Raw genomic sequence first — 19,300 nt, 5'->3', positions numbered from 1 at the left:
GCTGGAGGAAAGCAAAAGTGACAGAGAATAAAAAATCCGAAGATTTTGCACAATGCATGAAAGAACTTGTTGATGAACACTACCCTGATGCTGATAAAGTGCATGTGGTAATGGACAATTATGGTACGCATAAAGCGGGCTCACTATACAAAGCTTTTAACGCGGAAGAAGCATTAAGGATCTTGAATCGTTTAGCGTTTCATTTCACGCCAAAGCATGCCAGTTGGCTGAATATGGTAGAGATTGAAATAGGTAATATGAACCAACAATGCCTCAACCGCCGAATAGGAGATTGGGAGGAGTTGGAGTCAGAACTCGCTGCGTGGGGAAATCGTAGAAACGAAGAAAAAGCATCGATAAACTGGATGTTTAATGTTGATAAGGCGCGCGAGAAATTCACACGCGCCTATGAACAGCTCAATCAATCATAATTAATGAGCCAAGGTACTAGAATACATTTGTGTCACTCGTTTAGCACTCTCGTAAAGTTATTCCAGGCATCACAAACGCTATCGACCATGTCTTCGTAAACTATAAACACTCTATTGGCGAGACAATGCTGATGCATCCAACTCTATACTTTCTCGATAGAATTAAGCTCAGGTGAATAGGGCGGCAATTTGATGATGCTGACCCTTTTTGAATTCATCAACAATGTAATCGGTATGACAGCCTGCACCATCTATGATCATGACTGCGTGTCGCTCTGCTTCTTTGCTTGTCCACAGTATCACTTGTGAGTGGATGATGACGCTAATGACTGTTATATTGCTTCTAGGATTTTATTAATAATGGGTTTATTGGCCTCAGGAAAATCATAATTGTTAAGGTCGTGTTTGGCTACCCAAGTAATTTCTTGACCTTCAAGGCCTACGGCAATACCGGTAAAATCTTTTACCCAATGAATATCGAGCTTGACTTGCTTGTCAGGATAATCATGGCTAATTTCCATCAATGGACTGGTTTGATTAATATCAAGGTCGACTTCTTCTTTTAGCTCTCTGGTTAAAGCTTGACTAACGGTTTCGTCAGGCTCTACTTTTCCACCAGGAAATTCCCATTTCCCACCTTGATGCAAATGTGCATGACGTTTTGCGACTAAAACTTGCTCTTGTTCATTGATAATAACGCCTACAGCGACATGAATTCTTTTATTCATATGGGGTCAAATTTATTCCTGTTTAAAAAAGTCAGCTTCATCATAACCAAGATCGTCTAACATATCGGCATCAAACTCTGGTTTTACTGGGATGGCATGTTTTTCTGAGGCCCAATCACCAAGATCGATAAGTTTACAGCGTTCGCTGCAAAAAGGTTTAAAGGGTGAAGTGTCATCCCAATTGACAATGTGTTGGCAAGTTGGGCAAGTAACCGTAAGTGACATGTTTAATTAAACTCGCTAGTAGCTAAAAGTTCTGAAGCAGTATTTTATACCCAAAATCGAATGAATAGGTGAAAAACTGCATTCACTTATTCATTAAATCTTATTATGAATGTTACACTTTGTATTTTCTAAGGGCAAGTTGCTAACTGAAAAGGAATATTTTCACTTGCATGTTTTTGGTTATCAAACTGCATAAAATGAATAGCATATCGATTCTTATGCCCGCTAATAGTTGGATAGCATTGATTTATAGGGTCGAGTTTTATTCGGACTAAAGATAAAGGATGCTCACTATGGGCTTGAAAAAAGCCATCGGTAGCGGATTGTTCTTCGTAATGACTTTGCTGCCGAGTGATTGCTAAGAGTAGTTTTATCGGGGTTAATAAGTCGGAGAATTGTGCTTTCCAGCTTTGGTATTCTTCCTGCCTTTGTGGCCAAGGTTTTTCCAGCCAAAAATGTAATTGAGGGAGATCGAAATTACAGCAGGCTCCTGGCATACTATATCTTTGCCTTAATGTACTTAAAAAGCGGTCGTGTTTAATACGGATCCCTGGGCGCTCAGCAATCTTAAGTTTACTTCGGCTTTGTTTAATCGCTGAAATAGGATCGGGAATAGAGGCTATTAAAGGAACATCATTGGTTGACCATTGAGCGAGTTGCCTGTCGAGATCTTTTAGTACTTCTCCACGGTAATCGCAGCGTTCGGTTAATTCACATAAGGAAAAAAGGGGATCGAAGCATCGAGATTGATGATCTTCATCTCGATTTTCTTGTAGTTGTTGATCCAGATATTCTAAGCGTAAATAGCTGCGGATCTTTTCATTTAATGGGTGTTCAAATATTAATTTATTCATGATGTATGATCTACACTGCTTGCCAGCATTAAATAAGTGGCATGTAATTTTGCCACTTGTTCCTTAAGTGTAGATTGATTTCCTTGGTTGTTGATAACATCATGCGCTCTTGACAGCTTGTCGCCCCTACTCATTTGACTAGCGATGATATTGTCTATTTGTGTTTCAGTCACTGCATCACGGAGCATAGTACGCTCTTTTTGTAACTCAGGTGTCACATCGATCACTAAAGTACGATTAACTCTTGCGTCTAATCCATTTTCAAAAAGTAATGGCACGACCATAATGACATAGTTTGATGTGGCCAAATCTACTTGGTGCTGTATTTCTGCGCGGATCATGGGATGTAATAATGCATCTAACCACTCTCGCTCAGAAGGATGAGTGAAAATGATCTCTCTTAACTTACATCTGTTGAGAAAGCCTGTTTCTAAAAGAATATTGTTTCCGAAGTGATCGCTTATTTGAGCTAACCCCTCGGATCCTAGATCAACGACTTGTCTTGCAATGACATCGGCATCAATTAGAGTGATACCGCAATCGGCAAAAAGGTTGGCAACGGTTGTTTTCCCACTTCCTATCCCACCCGTTAAACCTACTATAAATTTAGACATAATTATTTTCTTATTGTTATAAATAGGACAAATATCTATTAAGTAGTGGCCCGCCCCAGATCATAGCTATCCAACCCGCAGCGGCAAGATAAGGTCCAAAAGGGATGGCTTGACTATATTTTTTTTGTTTAGTGATTATCATCAAAATACCCACCGCTGCACCAACAACAGATGATAGTAAGATGATAATAGGTAGCATTTGCCAACCCATCCATGCTCCTAATACGGCTAACAGTTTGAAATCTCCGTAACCCATGCCTTCTTTATTAGTGAGCAATTTGAATCCCCAGTAGACGAACCAAAGACTGAGATATCCGGCAATAGCGCCTAAGATGGCATCGTGTAATGACACAAATCCCATGTTTAAATTAACGATGATACCGAGCCAGAGTAAGGGTAGTGTCATTTGATCGGGCAGTAACATTTCATCAATATCAATTGCTGTGAGGACAATTAAGCTGAGTGTCAGTATGGCTGAAAAAATGAATTGGCTTGTGGGACCATAGTGCCAAGCAAGAAAAGCGATGAGTCCAGCACTAATGAATTCAATGAAGGGATAGCGCGCTGAAATAGGTGTTTGGCATTGTGGGCATCGGCCTTTTAAGATGAACCAGCTGAAGATTGGAATATTTTGATGAGATTTAATGTGAGCATGGCAATTAGGGCAGCTTGAAGCAGGGATGGCTAAATTATAGCGTTGGGGGAATTCATCAATAGGATCAGTTAAATCTTGCTGGTGTTGCTTTGAAATATTTGGGTGGTATTGAGATAAGTACTCGTTACATTCTTGCTGCCATTGACGCTTCATCATTACAGGTAAACGATGAATAACCACGTTTAAAAAGCTGCCTAAAATGGCTGCAAAAATAAAGCTGATGACAATAAAAAGCCATTGATTTTGATTGAGTAGGATAACAAATTCGGTCATTATTTTCTTATTTCTATTTTTTAATAAGCTAGATTATTTGTTTTTGATGTCTTTATAATTAAAGAACAAGGTTTTTGTGATTGTGCTGCTTTTATTATAATCCATTATATTAGCTAACTATTTTTCCCATCTGAAAAATAGGTAAATACATTGCAACGATTAAACCGCCGACTAAAGTGCCGATAACAACCATCATGATCGGTTCTATTAAGCTGGTTAGCCCGTCGACGGCATCATCAACTTGCATTTCATAAATGTTGGCAACTTTATTGAGCATGTTATCTAAAGAGCCTGATTCTTCACCAATCATGACCATTTGGACCAGCATATCAGGAAATAACCCTGTGGTATGCATAGCTATATTCATTTGCATACCTGATATGACTTGTTCTCTCATTTTCATTACGGCATCACGATATACGGCATTACCCGATGCGCCTGCTGCTGACTCTAATCCATCAATGAGTGGTACACCCGCACCAAATGTGGTAGCGAGTGTTCTGGCAAAGCGCGCCATGGCACCTTTATGAAAAATTTGACCAATCACAGGAATTTTTAGTACTAAAGCATCGACTTTATCTCTGAAAAATAGCGACTTACGATGCATTCGTACAAATATTATTATGCCTATAATAAGACCAATTGCCATTAAATGCCAAGTGGCTTGCAACCCTTTTGATATTTGGATAACAAATTGAGTAAAAGCAGGTAGCTCAGCACCAAAGCCATGAAAGATTTCCTCAAATTGAGGAACCACAAACAGCAACAACATAGAGGTGACGGCAACGGCCACAATGACGACTGTGATGGGATAAAACAAGGCTTTTTTTATTTTTGATTTTAATTGCTCAGCTTTTTCTTTATAGAGGGCGATGCGCTCGAATACTGTTTCTAACGCACCAGCATGTTCCCCTGCCGCCACTAAGTCGACAAATAAGTCATCAAAATAAAGTCTGTGAGGTTTTAGGGAATCAGAAAGGGGGGTACCCGATCGCACATCATCAAGAATTTGTCCAAGCAATTCTCGCATTTTGATTTTTTCATGTCCTCTAGCAATGAGCTCAATACTCGTGACTAATGGGACGCCTGCTGTCAACATTGTGGCAATTTGCCGAGTCATCATGGCAATATCCATGGCTGACACTCTAGGGGGAGGGAGTTTAAAAAGCGGTTTGGATTGTCTGCGGACTCGTTTAGGTCTGATCCCTTGAGATTTTAATTTACTGCGGATCTCGGCCATGCTGCTGCCACGCAGATCTCCTGATATTTTATCGCCTTGCTTATTGAGTCCTTGCCAAAGGTATACTGAAATTTTAGGCACTGGTCTGGTTTGACGTTTGAGTGTCACTCTACTGGCACTGCTCATGCTACATCCTTAAGTTTCAGTGTTCATGGCGCTGAGATAATGAGAGGAAGCATTCATTGATTGATGCTGATTACCATTGCGTGACGCGATTAATTTCAGCCAGACTGGTGACACCTTCTATGACTTTTAGTAATCCAGATAGACGTAAATCTTGCATACCTTGTTTCTTCGCTTGATTGGCAATATCCAAAGAATTACCGCCTTGCATGATGGTATCGGCAATGGTTTGAGTCATAGAGAGCATCTCATAGATCCCTACACGCCCCTTATAGCCGCCAGAACAATGTTCGCATCCAATGGCTTGAAAAGAATCAATACCTTGGTCAATTTGTTGTTCTGTAAAGCCTAAACTGAGTAGTTCATTATCAGGTATAGATTCTTGCTTTTTACAATGGGGGCAAAGGCGCCTCGTTAGCCGCTGTGCAATAATTAAGGTAATAGAGCTGGCAATATTATAGCCGGGAACGCCCATGTTTAGTAGACGTGTGAGGGTCTCGGCTGCCGAGTTAGTGTGTAATGTCGATAGAACTAAATGCCCCGTCTGCGCCGCTTTTATGGCTATTTCAGCCGTTTCAAGATCGCGTATTTCGCCTACCATGATCACATCTGGATCTTGGCGTAGAAATGAGCGTAAGGCTGAAGCGAAGGTGAGTCCTGCTTTGAGGTTGATATGCACTTGATTGACGCCTTCCAGATTAATTTCAACCGGATCTTCGGCGGTGGAAATATTCCGCTCTTCGGTATTCAATCTATTAAGGCCGGTATAAAGCGAAACGGTTTTACCCGAACCGGTCGGGCCGGTGACTAAAATCATGCCTTGAGGTTTGGCGAGCATATCTTGATAGAGGTTTTTCTGCGTAGGATCAAAGCCGAGTTTTTCAATACCTAATTGAGCCGATGAGGAGTCGAGAATACGCATGACGATTTTCTCGCCCCAAAGCGTGGGCAAGGTACTGACCCTAAAATCGATAGATTTAGGTTTACCTTTATTGTGATTTTTGTTGTTGCTTTTGCTATGACTTAAAGGAAGTTTTATACGGCCATCTTGAGGCACGCGGCGCTCGGCAATATCCAGTTTTGCCATGACTTTTAAGCGCGCAGCTATGCGAGAAGCTAAAGCAATAGGGGGCTGGGCGATTAAATGTAAAATACCATCGATGCGAAAACGGATTCGATAGCTGTGCTCATAAGGTTCAAAATGTAAATCCGAGGCGCCTCGGTGAATAGCTTTGGCCAAGGTATTATTGAGGTACACCACAATGGGGGCATCATCTTTTGGGTCGTTCTTTGGAGTGTTATCATCATCTTGTTCATTTAAAGCTTGGATTTCATCGAAAGTGTCCAGGCTGAGCAAGGCCTCTTCATCGACTTGGCTTAAGTAATTGGAGTCGGTATCGAGATCAAATAAGCGATTAATGGTGTGAGTGAGCTTGTCTTCTTCCACCAATATGGCTTCGGTATGCATACCAGCGCTAAATTGAAAATCTTCTAACGCAGCAATATTGGTGGGATCAGATGTGGCGACATAAAGGCGATTATTGCGTTTATACAGCGGTAAACAATTATGTTTCTCGATGAGCTTCTTGTTGAGAATATCGTCATCAAGAGTGTCTAGTTCAAGCTCGCTGAGATCATATAAAGTGGTACCGTATTCTTGGTGCAATAATTCGGCAATATCGTGGGCGCTGGCAAGTTCGCTATGGACGAGATGACTGATCAGGCTTTGTTGTTGGTTTTTGGCTTGTTGTTGAGCCGTGCTGATTTGCTGTTCATCGATAAGACCGTGTTTGACAAAGAGGCTAGAGAGGCCAGAAAGGGAGGAGCTATTGATGGCAGGAGCCGGCATTGAATAACCCCTTTAGTTTATGCATGAATCTCAACTATTGGCTTCAAGATTGAATAAACCAATAGTTGAGTTGACTTCATATTAATTTACGATGCATCGGGTGCAGCATCGGCTCCTGAGCCTTCTGCGCACTGTGCTTTAGTTGCCCCAGATGCATCTGCGGTCAGATCGGCTGTGTAACTTAATAAACCGTCATTAGTAATGGTGGCGGTAACAGTACAAGTTCCGTCATTAAAGGCTAATGTTCCTCCAGTTCCTTCAGCAAATGTTGCGCTTGCTGTGAGTTTAGCATCATCAGTAATCTCTTCATTAATCGATGTGCAAGAAACCCCAGCTTGGACACAAGTTACTGCTTTGGTAGTAAAAGAAGCTACCCCTTTCATGGCACCAGCACCATGAGCTGTGGCGGTGTAGTCACGATAAGCGGGTAGGGCGACAGCGGCTAAGATACCGATGATGGCTACCACTATCATGAGTTCGATAAGGGTGAACCCTTGGTTTTTCATGGGAGTCATCTTAGTCGCAGTAATGCTGGATGTTGAATGAGTTGATTGAATAGAATGAAGAGGTTTATGTCCCCTGCCATCCATGACTTGAGTATCCATTAGCTTTCTCTCCAGTTAAATGTTGTTTTTTTTAAACTTATACCCTTTACAGCCCGTTGTTGAGCATATGAGTATCAGCTCGAATTCGTACTTGAATGATAGTATAAAGGTAGTACAGATCATGAACGTATGAGTATCTTTATCTATATCTTATGGCGATAAAGGGTATGTTAATGTTGTTGTTTTGTAATTAAAAATAGAATGTAAATTGTTATTACACTGAATTTAAATACATTTTTATAAATACATGTTGAGAGGAGAATATATATTACATGTTATTACAGCCTTCTAAAATAGGACAATATTTTATTGCCAAGTGATTATCATTTTTTGTGGTCGATAGAATCGTTATTGATATAAACACTTGTAGGATATTTGATGAAATTTATACTCTTTTGAGGTGATTGTATTAAAAAAAATACATAAAGGTTATTAATTAAACGATAAATAAGCTATTGAATCGATTCAGAAGTTAAATGCTATAGGGGTGGATGACAAAAGTCGTTAAATTAAACAGCTATTAGTAAAAAAGAAGAATAATGTGATGAAATCTAAACTGCTTTTAATGTTATTGCTCACTTGTATATCACTACCGAGCGTTGCAAGACCCAAAGGTGACAGGCCGTTTGAGCATAGGCCGCGAGATTCAGGTTTTTATGTGGGTACAGAGCTTGGCTATTCTGAAAATAGTCAAACTAATGCTTCTTATCAAAGTATCGATAATGCTAGCTTATTTGGCTCTAACAGTGACATTGGTGGGCGTTTGTTTGCCGGTTATCAATTTAATGAAAATTATGCGTTTGAAATAGGCTATAACAATACAGTTGATATGAGCGGTAGTGCCAGTTCGGGAAGTTATAGCGCTGATTGGGATTATCGAGTCCAAGGTATCGATACCAGCTTTATTTATAATTATCCATTGGCGAATCACTTTAATGTATTTGCGAAAGCAGGCTTAGGGATTTATCAAGCCGATGTGCATGATGAGTATGTTTATTCAGATCTCGTGATTGATAAAAATCAGACGCGAGTGGTGGGTATTGCGGGAACGGGGCTTGAGTATAACTTCAAAAATCATGTGGGATTAGGTTTATCGGCGACGTATCAAACGGCCAATGATTATATTCCGGCGAATACCTTGATAGGTGTGCGCGCATCTTATCGATTCTAGTGGTTTTTTTGACGAGAGATTGTGAGTCAAAATCTCTAAGAATAAGCTTGCGACTTTGCTCTTGAGGGGACAAAGTCGCTTAACGCTTTTTTATTTCACTGTGTAAAACGGTAGGTGATTAATTTTGCAAACGTAAGGATAAATCTAATGCTCGGACATGTTTTGTTAGCGCGCCGACAGAAATGTAATCAACACCAGTTTTGGCAAAATTCGTAATAGTTTCTAGGGTGACATTGCCAGAGACTTCAAGCTTGGCCCCTCGATAACCGGGCTCAGTTTCTGGTTTTTTGTATCGGTTATTGATTTCTACCGCTTCTAACATCATATTGATGTCAAAATTATCGAGCATAATGATATCGGCTTGCGCAATTAATGTTTGAGTCAGCTCAGCTATATTTTCAACTTCGACTTCGACGACTTTATCGTGATGTAAATTGCGTGCTGCTGTGACGGCATTGCTAATACTGCCACACGCCATGATGTGATTTTCTTTAATCAGAAAGGCATCATATAAGCCAATACGATGATTAACGCCTCCGCCACAAGTGACGGCATATTTTTGTGCAGTTCTTAGGCCGGGTAGTGTTTTACGCGTATCTAATAATTGTGCATGGGTACCAGCGAGTTTATCGACATAAGTCTTCGTCAGTGTGGCAACACCGGAAAGTGTTTGAATGAAATTCATTGCCGTTCGCTCACCCGTCAAAATGGTTCTAGCAGGACCAGATAGCTCACAGAGGACTTGATTGGGGACTAATAAATCACCGTCATCGACATGCCAGAGTAAGGCAACTTCGCCGCCAAGTTGATTAAAAACCTGCTCGGCCCAAGCTTTACCACAAAAAACGCCTTCTTCTCGAGTGATCAGCTTTGCTTGTGCGTGTTTTTCGCTGGGGATCAGTTGGGCGGTAATGTCGGCATGACTACGATTATTTGATGGATGATTTTGGCTGGCATCTTGATGACCTAAGTCTTCGTCAAGTGCGGCTTTGACTGAAAGTCGAATGTCATTTTCAAGCATGATGAAATGTCCTTGCTGTCTTCAAGCGTCGTGAAGGCGAAATATTGATTTTAGAGTAGCATAGAATCGTTTTGAATTCAGGCTGATTTAGCTTTGTTTTACGCCAATAAAATTGCTAAAGTAATTTAAAATCATTATGGTTTTTTTCATGTCTCATTTAAATAAAGTCGCTGCTCAGTTAAAAGCAGTGAGTACTTCAGTTCATCATAAAATAGACCAAGGTTGGGTGGCTTCTGCTCGACGTGTTAGTTCACCTCATTTTAATGCAAGACCGAATGATGAGGTGAGTTTGTTGGTGGTACACAATATTAGTTTACCTGCGGGCTGTTTTGGCCTGCCTTATATCGATCATTTATTCATGGGGTGTCTTAATTGCCATGAGGATCCTAGCTTTCGGGAGCTTGAGGGACTCGAAGTGTCTGCACACTTTCTCATTCGTCGAGATGGTGAGTTAGTGCAGTATGTTTCTTGCAACGATAGAGCTTGGCACGCTGGGATATCAATATTTGAAAAACGGGGTAACTGTAACGATTTTGCCATTGGCATCGAGTTGGAAGGCACGGATGATATTGCTTATACGGATAATCAATATCGTGCTTTGGTCGATCTAAGCAACACATTAATGAGAGTTTATCCTAAACTCAATAAAGAACGGATTGTTGGACATTGTGATATCGCGCCTAAGCGTAAGACAGATCCGGGAAAGAGTTTTAACTGGAAGCGTTATCTGGCTGATTTACTTTAACAATGACTTTAATGATCTATTTTTAATCAATTTGCTCTACGTGCCAGATAGGGCGTAGCTTTTATGGGATAGGTAGCGTTATGACACTATTTGTATTATTAGTGGCAATTTTGATTGAGCGGTTTCAATTTTTGCCGTCTTCATGGCAATTTAGTCTACTGATGTCACGTTATCACGAGATGTTATTTGGTGATGAACAATTGAAGTCGAAGTTGATGTTAGTGCTTGCGGTTGTGTTTCCGACTTTAGTGGTGATATTGATCAGTTGGTTGATCAATGATTTTCTGTGGGGAGCATTGAATTTACTTCTATGGCTTAGTGTGGCAGTGATTTGTTTCAGCCATCAAGAGCAGCGAAAAGCCTTTAAGGCTTATATGCAGTCAGCTTGCCGAGATGATGTACAAGGTTGTTTCCATCACGCTGAAGAGCTTGAACCTAGCCAATGTTTAGAGGTTGTTTCTGAATATGAATTAGGGGCTAAAGTTGGGCAGAGCATCGCTTGGGTTAATTATCGTTATTTTGGTGCTATTGCTTTATACCTTATCGTTTGTGGACCTATTGGGGCATTATTTTACGGTACCGTTCGCTTTTACAGTGAGTTAAGTAAGCGCAATGAGCTCCATTTACCTTGGGTTGATTGTTTACTTTTTGTATTAGATTGGATCCCAAGCCGAGTATTTACTTTTGGTTATGTGTTAAGTGGTAAATTTAGCCAAGGGTTCGCCATGTGGTTATCGACAGCGATGGATGTGAAGTGCTCTGCCCGTGATATGGTAACGAAAGTGGCAATGGCTGCAGAAACTGTCGCGGAAACATCACAAGAATCCGTGTGCGTTCAGTCTACTTTATCCTTATTGCAACTGAGTAAGCGTAATTTAATTTTGTTGATTATCGTCGTGGCTTTGCTGACTATTTTTGGTGTGATTAAGTAATGTCGATGTGGGGAAATAGCTTCTTAGGAATAACGCCATAGGATGATCGAGCTGAAGTATTTTGTCATCCAAGGGGTTTGAATCTTGGCATTTTTATATGGGATCATAGCGAGTGTATAGATGTCATACACTCATTCATTGTTTTCTAGCCCTCTTTGTTTGTTACCAAAGAGGGTGATTTGTTTTGTGTTTGGATGTTATTAAATTATGCTTAACTATTTAATAGCATTAAAAATCAATTATATAGTCTTTTTTAAATGAAAAATAAACCAATGGTGGGTCCCCTTTTCTTATCATTGTCAGCTATTCTCCCCGCACTGGAAGCATTTTCATCAATATACACTGGCTGGACATCCTAACCTTGATTTGCTAAAGTTTGCTCATTCAATCAAATTGGTAAGACCAATTTACAATAGGAGCTGAAAGGCCGATGGCTTATAGTAAAATAAACCAGCCAAAAATTTCAGATGTGATCATGGGCCAGCTTGAGCAAATGATCCTAGAAGGAAGCATTCAACCCGGACAAAAATTACCTCCGGAGCGTGAGTTGGCATTGCAATTTGAAGTGTCTCGTCCTTCATTACGAGAAGCAATTCAAAAGCTTGAGGCTAAAGGCCTGTTATTACGTCGACAAGGTGGTGGGACTTATGTGAAACAGCAGCTGTGGCAAAGTCTCGCCGATCCTATTGTTGAGCTGATGCATAATGACTCTGAAAGTCAATATGATCTGTTAGAATTTCGTCATGCGACAGAAGGTATGATGGCCTATTTTGCGGCATTGCGTGGTACCGATGCCGACATGCAGAATATTAAACGCACTATTTTAGAAGTTGAAGCAGCAGCTGATATCAGTGAGCAAGCGGGAGCCATTGTACAATTTCATCGTGCAGTTGCTGAAGCTTCACATAATGTGGCGATGCTACATCTTATTTTAAGTTTATCTCCTGTGCTACATAAAAATGTAGAACAGAATTTGGAGTTGCTTCATCGTCGAGAGGAAGCATCTACTATGGCGAATGGGCATAGACGTGCCTTATTGGCCGCCATTGTTCGTCGCGATCCTGATGCAGCAAGAGCTGCCTCTAATGAGCATTTAAGCTACATTGAAGAGGTTATGCTATCTGTGCGGCAAGAGGATAGTCGGCTGCAGCGTAGTCTGCGTCGTTTAAAGAGCGGAATTTAGTTTATACCCAAGCTATTTGGAAAAGTACCTTCTATGAATGAAGTCTTGCCAAATGTTTTGGGTATATAAACTTAACTTATTTTCCAATGATAACCCTGTATATAGGAAAGGACAGTGTCATGTCTGAACATATGCTACAAGATTTAGATCCATCTGAGACCCAAGAATGGCTAGCGGCTTTAGCGTCAGTTGTTCGTGAAGAAGGTGTTGAACGTGCACAATATTTACTTGAGCAAGTACTTGATAAAGCGCGCTTAGATGGTGTGGATATGCCTACAGGCATCACAACCAATTACATTAACACTATTCCTGCGGCGCAAGAACCTGCCTATCCAGGCGATACGACATTAGAGCACAGCATTCGCTCTACTATTCGCTGGAATGCCATCATGATCGTCTTGCGGGCATCGAAGAAAGATTTAGAGCTGGGCGGCCATATGGCATCGTTTCAGTCATCAGCGGCTTTCTATGAGGTGTGTTTCAACCACTTCTTCCGTGCGCCTAATAACGTTGATGGTGGTGATTTAGTCTACTATCAAGGTCATATTTCTCCAGGTATTTACTCTCGTGCTTTCGTTGAAGGGCGCTTAACTGAAGAGCAGTTAGATAACTTCCGTCAAGAAGTCGATGGAAAGGGTATTCCATCGTACCCACATCCTAAGTTGATGCCTGAATTTTGGCAGTTCCCCACGGTTTCTATGGGTTTAGGTCCTATTTCAGCTATTTATCAAGCGCGTTTCCTTAAGTATCTTGATGGTCGCGGTATGAAAGATACCAGTGCTCAGCGAGTCTATGCCTTCTTAGGTGATGGTGAGATGGATGAGCCTGAATCACGTGGCGCATTGTCATTTGCCGCACGCGAAAAATTGGATAACTTATGTTTCTTAGTCAACTGTAACCTACAGCGTCTCGATGGCCCTGTTATGGGTAATGGTAAAATCATTCAAGAGTTAGAAGGCCTCTTTAAAGGTGCTGGCTGGAATGTGGTTAAAGTGATCTGGGGTAATAACTGGGATTCACTATTAGCAAAAGATAGTACGGGTAAGCTGCTACAGCTAATGAATGAAACCCTTGATGGTGATTACCAAACCTTTAAGTCAAAAGATGGTGCTTATGTTCGTGAGCATTTCTTTGGTAAGTATCCAGAGACGGCAGCACTTGTTGCTGATATGACTGATGCACAAATTTTTGAGCTTAAGCGTGGTGGGCATCAGTCATCTAAGCTTTATGCTGCCTTTAAAAATGCCCAAGATACTCAGGGTAAGCCAACCGTTATTCTGGCTAAAACTGTTAAAGGTTACGGTATGGGTGATGCGGCTGAAGGTAAAAATATTGCGCACCAAGTGAAAAAGATGGACATGTCTCATGTGCGTCAATTACGTTCTCGCCTTGGTTTAGAACATTTATTGTCTGATGAAGCGGTGGATAATTTATCTTATCTGAAACTTGAGCCAGGTTCGAAAGAGCACGAGTATTTACATGCTCGTCGTCAAGCGTTGCATGGTTATACACCTCAACGACTGCCGAACTTTACTCAAGCGCTTGTGATCCCAGAAATTGAAGAGTTTAAGCCGCTGTTAGAAGCGCAAAAACGTGATATTTCGACCACAATGGCGTTTGTTAGAGCATTAAATATTTTGTTGAAAAACAAAAATATTGGTAAAAATATCGTCCCTATTGTTGCCGATGAAGCGCGTACTTTTGGTATGGAAGGTTTATTCCGTCAAATTGGTATTTACAATCCACACGGTCAAGAATACACGCCAGAAGATAGGGGCGTAGTCTCTTACTATAAAGAAGCCACTTCAGGCCAAGTTCTGCAAGAAGGGATTAATGAACTAGGTGCGATGTCATCTTGGGTTGCAGCAGCGACGTCATACAGTACCAATGACTTACCTATGATCCCATTTTATATCTATTACTCCATGTTTGGTTTCCAACGAGTGGGTGATATGGCATGGATGGCGGGTGATCAACAAGCCCGTGGTTTCTTATTAGGAGCTACCGCTGGGCGGACAACGCTAAATGGGGAAGGTTTGCAGCATGAAGACGGTCATAGTCATATCATGGCGAATACGGTCCCTAATTGTGTGTCTTACGATCCCACCTTCGCTTATGAAGTGGCTGTTATCATGCAAGACGGTATACGGCGTATGTATGGCGAGCAAGAGAATGTTTTCTATTACCTAACAGTAATGAATGAAAACTATGCCATGCCAGCTATGCTTGAAGGCGTTGAAGCCGGGATCCGCAAGGGGATCTATAAGCTTGAGTCCTATGTGGGTGACAAGCATGTGCAGCTCATGAGTTCAGGTACTATCATGAATGAAGTGCGCAAAGCCGCGCAAATTCTAAGTGAAGATTATGGTGTGGGCTCAGATGTTTACTCTGTGACTTCATTTAATGAAATCACCCGTGAAGGTCAAGATGTCGAGCGTTATAATATGCTTCATCCAACTGAGACCCCTAAAGTCTCTTACCTTGCGCAAGTGATGAACTCAGCGCCAGCGATTGCTGCCACTGATTACATGAAAAATTATGCAGAGCAAGTCCGTGCTTTCATCCCAGCGGCATCATTTAAAGTATTGGGTACTGATGGATTTGGTCGCTCAGACAGCCGGGAGAACCTGCGTCGTCACTTTGAAGTGAATGCGGGATACGTTGTTGTTGCTGCCTTATCTGAATTAATGAAAACCGGCGATATAGATGCCAGTGTTGTTAGCGAAGCTATCGCTAAATTTGATATTGATGCAGATAAGCGCAATCCACTTTACGCATAAGAGGCAATAAGAATGACAATCGAAATTAATGTACCGGATATCGGTGCTGATGAGGTTGAAATCACTGAGATTTTAGTTAATGTCGGTGATGCTGTTGAATTAGAACAGGCCTTGATTTCTGTCGAAGGCGATAAAGCCGCGATGGAAGTACCTGCCTCCCAAGCGGGTGTGGTTAAAGAGATTAAAGTGGCTGTTGGCGATAAAGTGGAAACAGGCTCTTTTATTATGGTCTTTGAAGCCGAAGCCAGCTCACAAGAGGTCGTTGCCGCTGAAGTGGCAACGATGGCGTCTCAACCTGCTGCAGCGACAGAGGCTGCGTCTCAAGTTGTTGCTAACTCACTACAAGAGGTTTTAGTGCCGGATATCGGTGGTGATGAAGTTGAAGTGACAGACATCATGGTTGTGGTTGGTGAAAGCGTGACTGAAGAGCAAGCGTTATTGACCGTTGAAGGCGACAAGGCATCAATGGAAGTGCCAGCCCCACAAGCGGGTGTGGTGAAAGAAATTAAAATCAGCCAAGGTGATAAAGTGTCGACAGGCTCTTTAATCATGGTGTTTGAAGTCGCTGGTGGGATTGTGGAATCAGCGACTGCGGCTGATACTGCTGTCGTTGCTCCTATTATACAAGCTCCAGCAGCGAGGGTTAAAGAAGTCAATGTGCCCGATATCGGCGGTGATGAAGTTGAAGTGACTGAAATCATGGTGGCGATTGGTGATACGATTACTGAAGAGCAAGCCATATTAACCGTTGAAGGTGATAAAGCGTCCATGGAAGTGCCTGCGCCTTTTGCGGGTAAAGTGGCGGCGATTAAAGTCTCTGTTGGCGATAAAGTCGCAACAGGTTCGTTAATGATGGTATTTGAAGTTGAAGGTGCTGCACCTCAAGCACCGACAGCGGCATCAGCAAGCCCTGTTTCAGCACCTGTCGCTTCAGCTGAAAAAAGTAATGCGGTAGCAACGAGTGACTTTATTGAAAACAAAGAATATGCGCACGCATCGCCTGTGATCCGTCGCCTAGCCCGTGAGTTTGGCGTTAACTTGGCTAAAGTGAAAGGGACTGGGCGTAAAAACCGTGTACTTAAAGAAGATGTACAGCACTACGTTAAAGCTGCGGTTAAGCAAGTTGAGTCTGGCGTGGCGTCAGTTGGACAAGCACAAGGTTCTGAGTTGGGATTATTAGCGTGGCCAAAAGTCGATTTTAGCAAGTTTGGTGACACTGAAGTGAAGCCATTATCTCGTATTCAAAAAATATCGGGTGCTAACCTACATCGTAATTGGGTGAAGATCCCTCATATTACTCAGTGGGATAATGCCGATATTACCGAATTAGAAGCTTTCCGTAAGGCGCAAAATGCGGCTGAAGCGAAGAAAGATTCAGGCATGAAGATCACGCCTTTGGTATTCATCATGAAAGCGGTAGCGAAAGCCTTAGAAGCTTTCCCTAACTTTAATTCCTCTTTATCAGAAGAGGGTGACAACCTGATTTTGAAAAAGTATGTCAATGTCGGGATTGCAGTCGATACGCCTAATGGCTTAGTGGTTCCCGTTTTCAAAGACGTTAATCAAAAAGGTATCCATGAGCTGTCTGCTGAATTGATGGTGGTGTCAAAGAAAGCCCGTCAAGGTAAATTGACTGCTGCGGACATGCAAGGAGGCTGTTTTACGATTTCAAGTTTAGGTGGATTAGGTGGAACCGCTTTTACACCGATCGTGAATGCACCTGAAGTGGCCATTTTGGGTGTATCTAAATCTGAAATGAAGCCCGTGTGGAATGGTAAAGAGTTCATGCCAAGGCTAATGTTACCATTATCACTAAGTTATGATCATCGTGTTATCGATGGTGCTGATGGTGCGCGTTTTGTTACATATTTAAATGGGTGTTTATCTGATATTCGCACCTTGATTTTATAGAAAAAAAGGCGACTCCATGGGAGTCGCCTTTTTAATACTCAGTCAAAGATTGTGATCAGTGTCAAACACAGGTTAAAATGCGGCCACTCGACTAAGATTTAGTGATATCAGATCTTTGATGCCGTCAACGTAATGAGAAGAATAGAGGAAAACATGAGTAACGAAATTAAAACTCAGGTAGTCGTACTAGGCGCAGGCCCAGGCGGTTATTCAGCAGCCTTTCGCGCAGCCGATTTAGGCCTAGAGACTGTCATAGTTGAACGTTTTAGTACCTTAGGTGGTGTCTGCTTAAACGTTGGTTGTATCCCATCTAAAGCCTTATTACATATATCTAAAGTGATTGAAGAAGCAAAAGAAGTTGCCCATCATGGTGTTTCTTTTGGTGAGCCAAAAATTGACTTAGATAAACTACGTGGTTTTAAAGAGAAAGTGGTTGGACAGTTGACAGGCGGATTGGCTGGCATGTCTAAGATGCGTAAAGTCAACAATGTCCAAGGTTTGGGCAAATTTACGGGTCCTAACACCCTTGAAGTGACAGCTGAAGATGGCAGTGTTACTGTCATTCAGTTTGAAAATGCGATTATTGCTGCGGGTTCACGTCCGATTAAATTGCCTTTCATTCCTCATGAAGATCCACGTATTTGGGATTCTACGGATGCGTTAGAGCTTAAAGAAGTGCCTGGTAAGTTACTTATCATGGGCGGTGGAATTATCGGTCTGGAAATGGGGACTGTATATTCTTCACTAGGAAGCCAAATTGATGTAGTCGAAATGCTAGATCAACTTATCCCCGCTGCCGATAAAGACATAGTGCGTAACTACACTAAGCAAGTTAAAGATAGATTTAACTTAATGTTACAAACTAAAGTGACTGCGGTAGAAGCAAAAGATGATGGTATCTATGTTTCAATGGAAGGTAAGAGCGCACCTGCAGAGCCAGTACGTTATGATGCGGTATTGGTCGCTATTGGCCGTTCGCCAAATGGTCGAACTTTAGATGCTGATAAAGCGGGTGTGAATGTTGATGAGCGTGGCTTTATCAATGTTGATAAGCAGTTACGTACGAATGTACCTCATATTTTTGCGATTGGTGATATTGTCGGTCAACCTATGTTGGCACATAAAGCGGTTCACGAAGCACATGTTGCAGCTGAAGTCATTTCAGGCCTTAAGCATTTCTTCGATCCGAAAGTGATCCCGTCAATTGCTTATACCGCACCTGAAGTCGCTTGGGTCGGTTTAACTGAGAAAGAAGCAAAAGAGCAAGGCATTGCTTATGAAACAGCTAACTTCCCATGGGCTGCCAGTGGCCGAGCGATTGCATCTGATGCAAGCGAAGGTATGACTAAACTTATCTTTGATAAAGAAACGCATCGTGTGATTGGTGGTGCTGTTGTCGGTGTCAATGGTGGTGAGTTATTGGGTGAAATTGGCTTAGCGATTGAAATGGGTTGTGACGCTGAAGATATTGCGCTAACGATCCATGCGCATCCAACGCTTCATGAATCAGTCGGTTTAGCGGCAGAAATGTATGAAGGTTCAATTACTGATTTGCCCAATCCAAAGGCAAAAAAGAAAAAGTAATCTGAATAGTTTAAAAAAAGCGCTCATAGAGCGCTTTTTTTATACCAAAAATTGATGACTTTTATCGAGTTAGGATTAATATTATTAGCGTGTTTAAGAGGCGTTTATGATCAAAGTATCTTTTAAGGTGCTGGAGGAGATATACAGTTAACCTTCAAGTAAACTCACAGTTTTATGTTCGTTAAATGTTAACTTTTTTTTTGCGTTATTTTATACTTGATGATAAAAGCTCAAGTTTTCTCGCGAGATAACAAAAATTTACGTTAGCTATTCCAATGAAAGAAAGGGGTGGTTTTTTATGTCGTTATTCGTTAGGTAGATTAATATTTACTTTTGTAATATTTTGATTTTTATTGTTTAAATGTGTTTCTTGTTG

17 protein-coding genes are annotated in these 19,300 nt (G+C 41.5%); 8 read left to right on the top strand and 9 right to left on the bottom strand.

Annotation, left to right across the window (positions count from 1 at the left end):
- Positions 1–431: transposase (locus tag L2764_RS15160; protein WP_248941111.1), on the top strand; the 431-nt coding region annotated here is incomplete at its 5' end.
- A gap of 332 nt (positions 432–763) precedes the next feature.
- On the opposite strand, the gene mutT is transcribed toward L2764_RS15160, so the two are convergent.
- The 8 genes from mutT to L2764_RS15120 form a co-directional block, all read right to left on the bottom strand.
- A complete protein-coding gene (mutT, locus tag L2764_RS15155) occupies positions 764–1,159 on the bottom strand; it encodes an 8-oxo-dGTP diphosphatase MutT (protein WP_248941110.1) in 396 nt (131 codons plus the stop codon).
- A gap of 12 nt (positions 1,160–1,171) precedes the next feature.
- A complete protein-coding gene (gene yacG, locus L2764_RS15150; RefSeq protein ID WP_248941109.1) occupies positions 1,172–1,384 on the bottom strand; it encodes a DNA gyrase inhibitor YacG in 213 nt (70 codons plus the stop codon).
- Between the two features lie 128 nt (positions 1,385–1,512).
- The gene (gene zapD, locus L2764_RS15145; protein ID WP_248941108.1) at positions 1,513–2,238 is read right to left on the bottom strand and encodes a cell division protein ZapD; all 726 of its coding nucleotides are present in this window, start codon (positions 2,236–2,238) and stop codon (positions 1,513–1,515) included.
- Positions 2,235–2,852: a dephospho-CoA kinase gene (gene coaE / locus L2764_RS15140; RefSeq protein ID WP_248941107.1), complete on the bottom strand. Its 618-nt coding sequence runs from the start codon at positions 2,850–2,852 to the stop codon at positions 2,235–2,237. Before coaE ends, zapD begins: the two co-directional genes overlap by 4 nt.
- Positions 2,853–2,868: 16 nt before the next feature.
- Complete coding sequence (locus L2764_RS15135; RefSeq protein WP_248941106.1) at positions 2,869–3,780, bottom strand: prepilin peptidase; 912 nt, start codon at positions 3,778–3,780, stop codon at positions 2,869–2,871.
- A 109-nt stretch (positions 3,781–3,889) separates the two neighbouring features.
- Entirely contained in the window at positions 3,890–5,146 is a 1,257-nt protein-coding gene (locus tag L2764_RS15130; RefSeq protein WP_248941105.1) for a type II secretion system F family protein, read from the bottom strand.
- Positions 5,147–5,216: 70 nt separating this feature from the next.
- Positions 5,217–6,992 (bottom strand): type IV-A pilus assembly ATPase PilB, encoded by a 1,776-nt coding sequence (pilB, locus tag L2764_RS15125; protein WP_248941104.1) that lies wholly within the window; start codon positions 6,990–6,992, stop codon positions 5,217–5,219.
- 86 nt (positions 6,993–7,078) lie between these two features.
- Entirely contained in the window at positions 7,079–7,597 is a 519-nt protein-coding gene (locus L2764_RS15120) for a pilin (RefSeq protein WP_312018360.1), read from the bottom strand.
- Positions 7,598–8,141: 544 nt separating this feature from the next.
- Here L2764_RS15120 and L2764_RS15115 point away from each other — a divergent pair.
- A complete protein-coding gene (locus tag L2764_RS15115; protein WP_248941103.1) occupies positions 8,142–8,768 on the top strand; it encodes an outer membrane beta-barrel protein in 627 nt (208 codons plus the stop codon).
- A 118-nt stretch (positions 8,769–8,886) separates the two neighbouring features.
- Here the strand turns inward: L2764_RS15115 and nadC are convergent, their stop codons facing one another.
- Positions 8,887–9,789, bottom strand: coding sequence for a carboxylating nicotinate-nucleotide diphosphorylase (gene nadC / locus L2764_RS15110; RefSeq protein WP_248941102.1), 903 nt, complete (start codon positions 9,787–9,789; stop codon positions 8,887–8,889).
- Positions 9,790–9,937: 148 nt separating this feature from the next.
- On the opposite strand from nadC, the gene ampD reads away from it, so the two are divergent.
- The 6 genes from ampD (at position 9,938) to lpdA (ending at position 18,924) form a co-directional block, all read left to right on the top strand.
- Entirely contained in the window at positions 9,938–10,534 is a 597-nt protein-coding gene (gene ampD, locus L2764_RS15105; protein WP_248941101.1) for a 1,6-anhydro-N-acetylmuramyl-L-alanine amidase AmpD, read from the top strand.
- An 80-nt stretch (positions 10,535–10,614) separates the two neighbouring features.
- Positions 10,615–11,466 carry a beta-lactamase regulator AmpE gene (gene ampE, locus L2764_RS15100; protein ID WP_248941100.1) on the top strand — a complete coding sequence of 284 codons (852 nt, stop codon included), beginning with the start codon at positions 10,615–10,617 and terminating at the stop codon, positions 11,464–11,466.
- 430 nt (positions 11,467–11,896) lie between these two features.
- Entirely contained in the window at positions 11,897–12,649 is a 753-nt protein-coding gene (pdhR, locus tag L2764_RS15095; RefSeq protein WP_248941099.1) for a pyruvate dehydrogenase complex transcriptional repressor PdhR, read from the top strand.
- Positions 12,650–12,768: 119 nt separating this feature from the next.
- Complete coding sequence (gene aceE, locus L2764_RS15090; protein ID WP_248941098.1) at positions 12,769–15,429, top strand: pyruvate dehydrogenase (acetyl-transferring), homodimeric type; 2,661 nt, start codon at positions 12,769–12,771, stop codon at positions 15,427–15,429.
- A 12-nt stretch (positions 15,430–15,441) separates the two neighbouring features.
- Positions 15,442–17,340: a pyruvate dehydrogenase complex dihydrolipoyllysine-residue acetyltransferase gene (gene aceF / locus L2764_RS15085; protein WP_248941097.1), complete on the top strand. Its 1,899-nt coding sequence runs from the start codon at positions 15,442–15,444 to the stop codon at positions 17,338–17,340.
- Positions 17,341–17,493: 153 nt separating this feature from the next.
- The gene (gene lpdA / locus L2764_RS15080) at positions 17,494–18,924 is read left to right on the top strand and encodes a dihydrolipoyl dehydrogenase (RefSeq protein WP_248941096.1); all 1,431 of its coding nucleotides are present in this window, start codon (positions 17,494–17,496) and stop codon (positions 18,922–18,924) included.
- The last annotated feature ends 376 nt before the right edge of the window (positions 18,925–19,300 follow it).

Source organism: Shewanella surugensis (assembly GCF_023284005.1).
In the GTDB taxonomy this organism is placed as follows: Bacteria; Pseudomonadota; Gammaproteobacteria; order Enterobacterales; family Shewanellaceae; genus Shewanella; species Shewanella surugensis.
The sequence above is the reverse complement of the archived record's forward strand: the minus strand, read 5'-3'. Positions and strand labels throughout refer to the sequence as shown.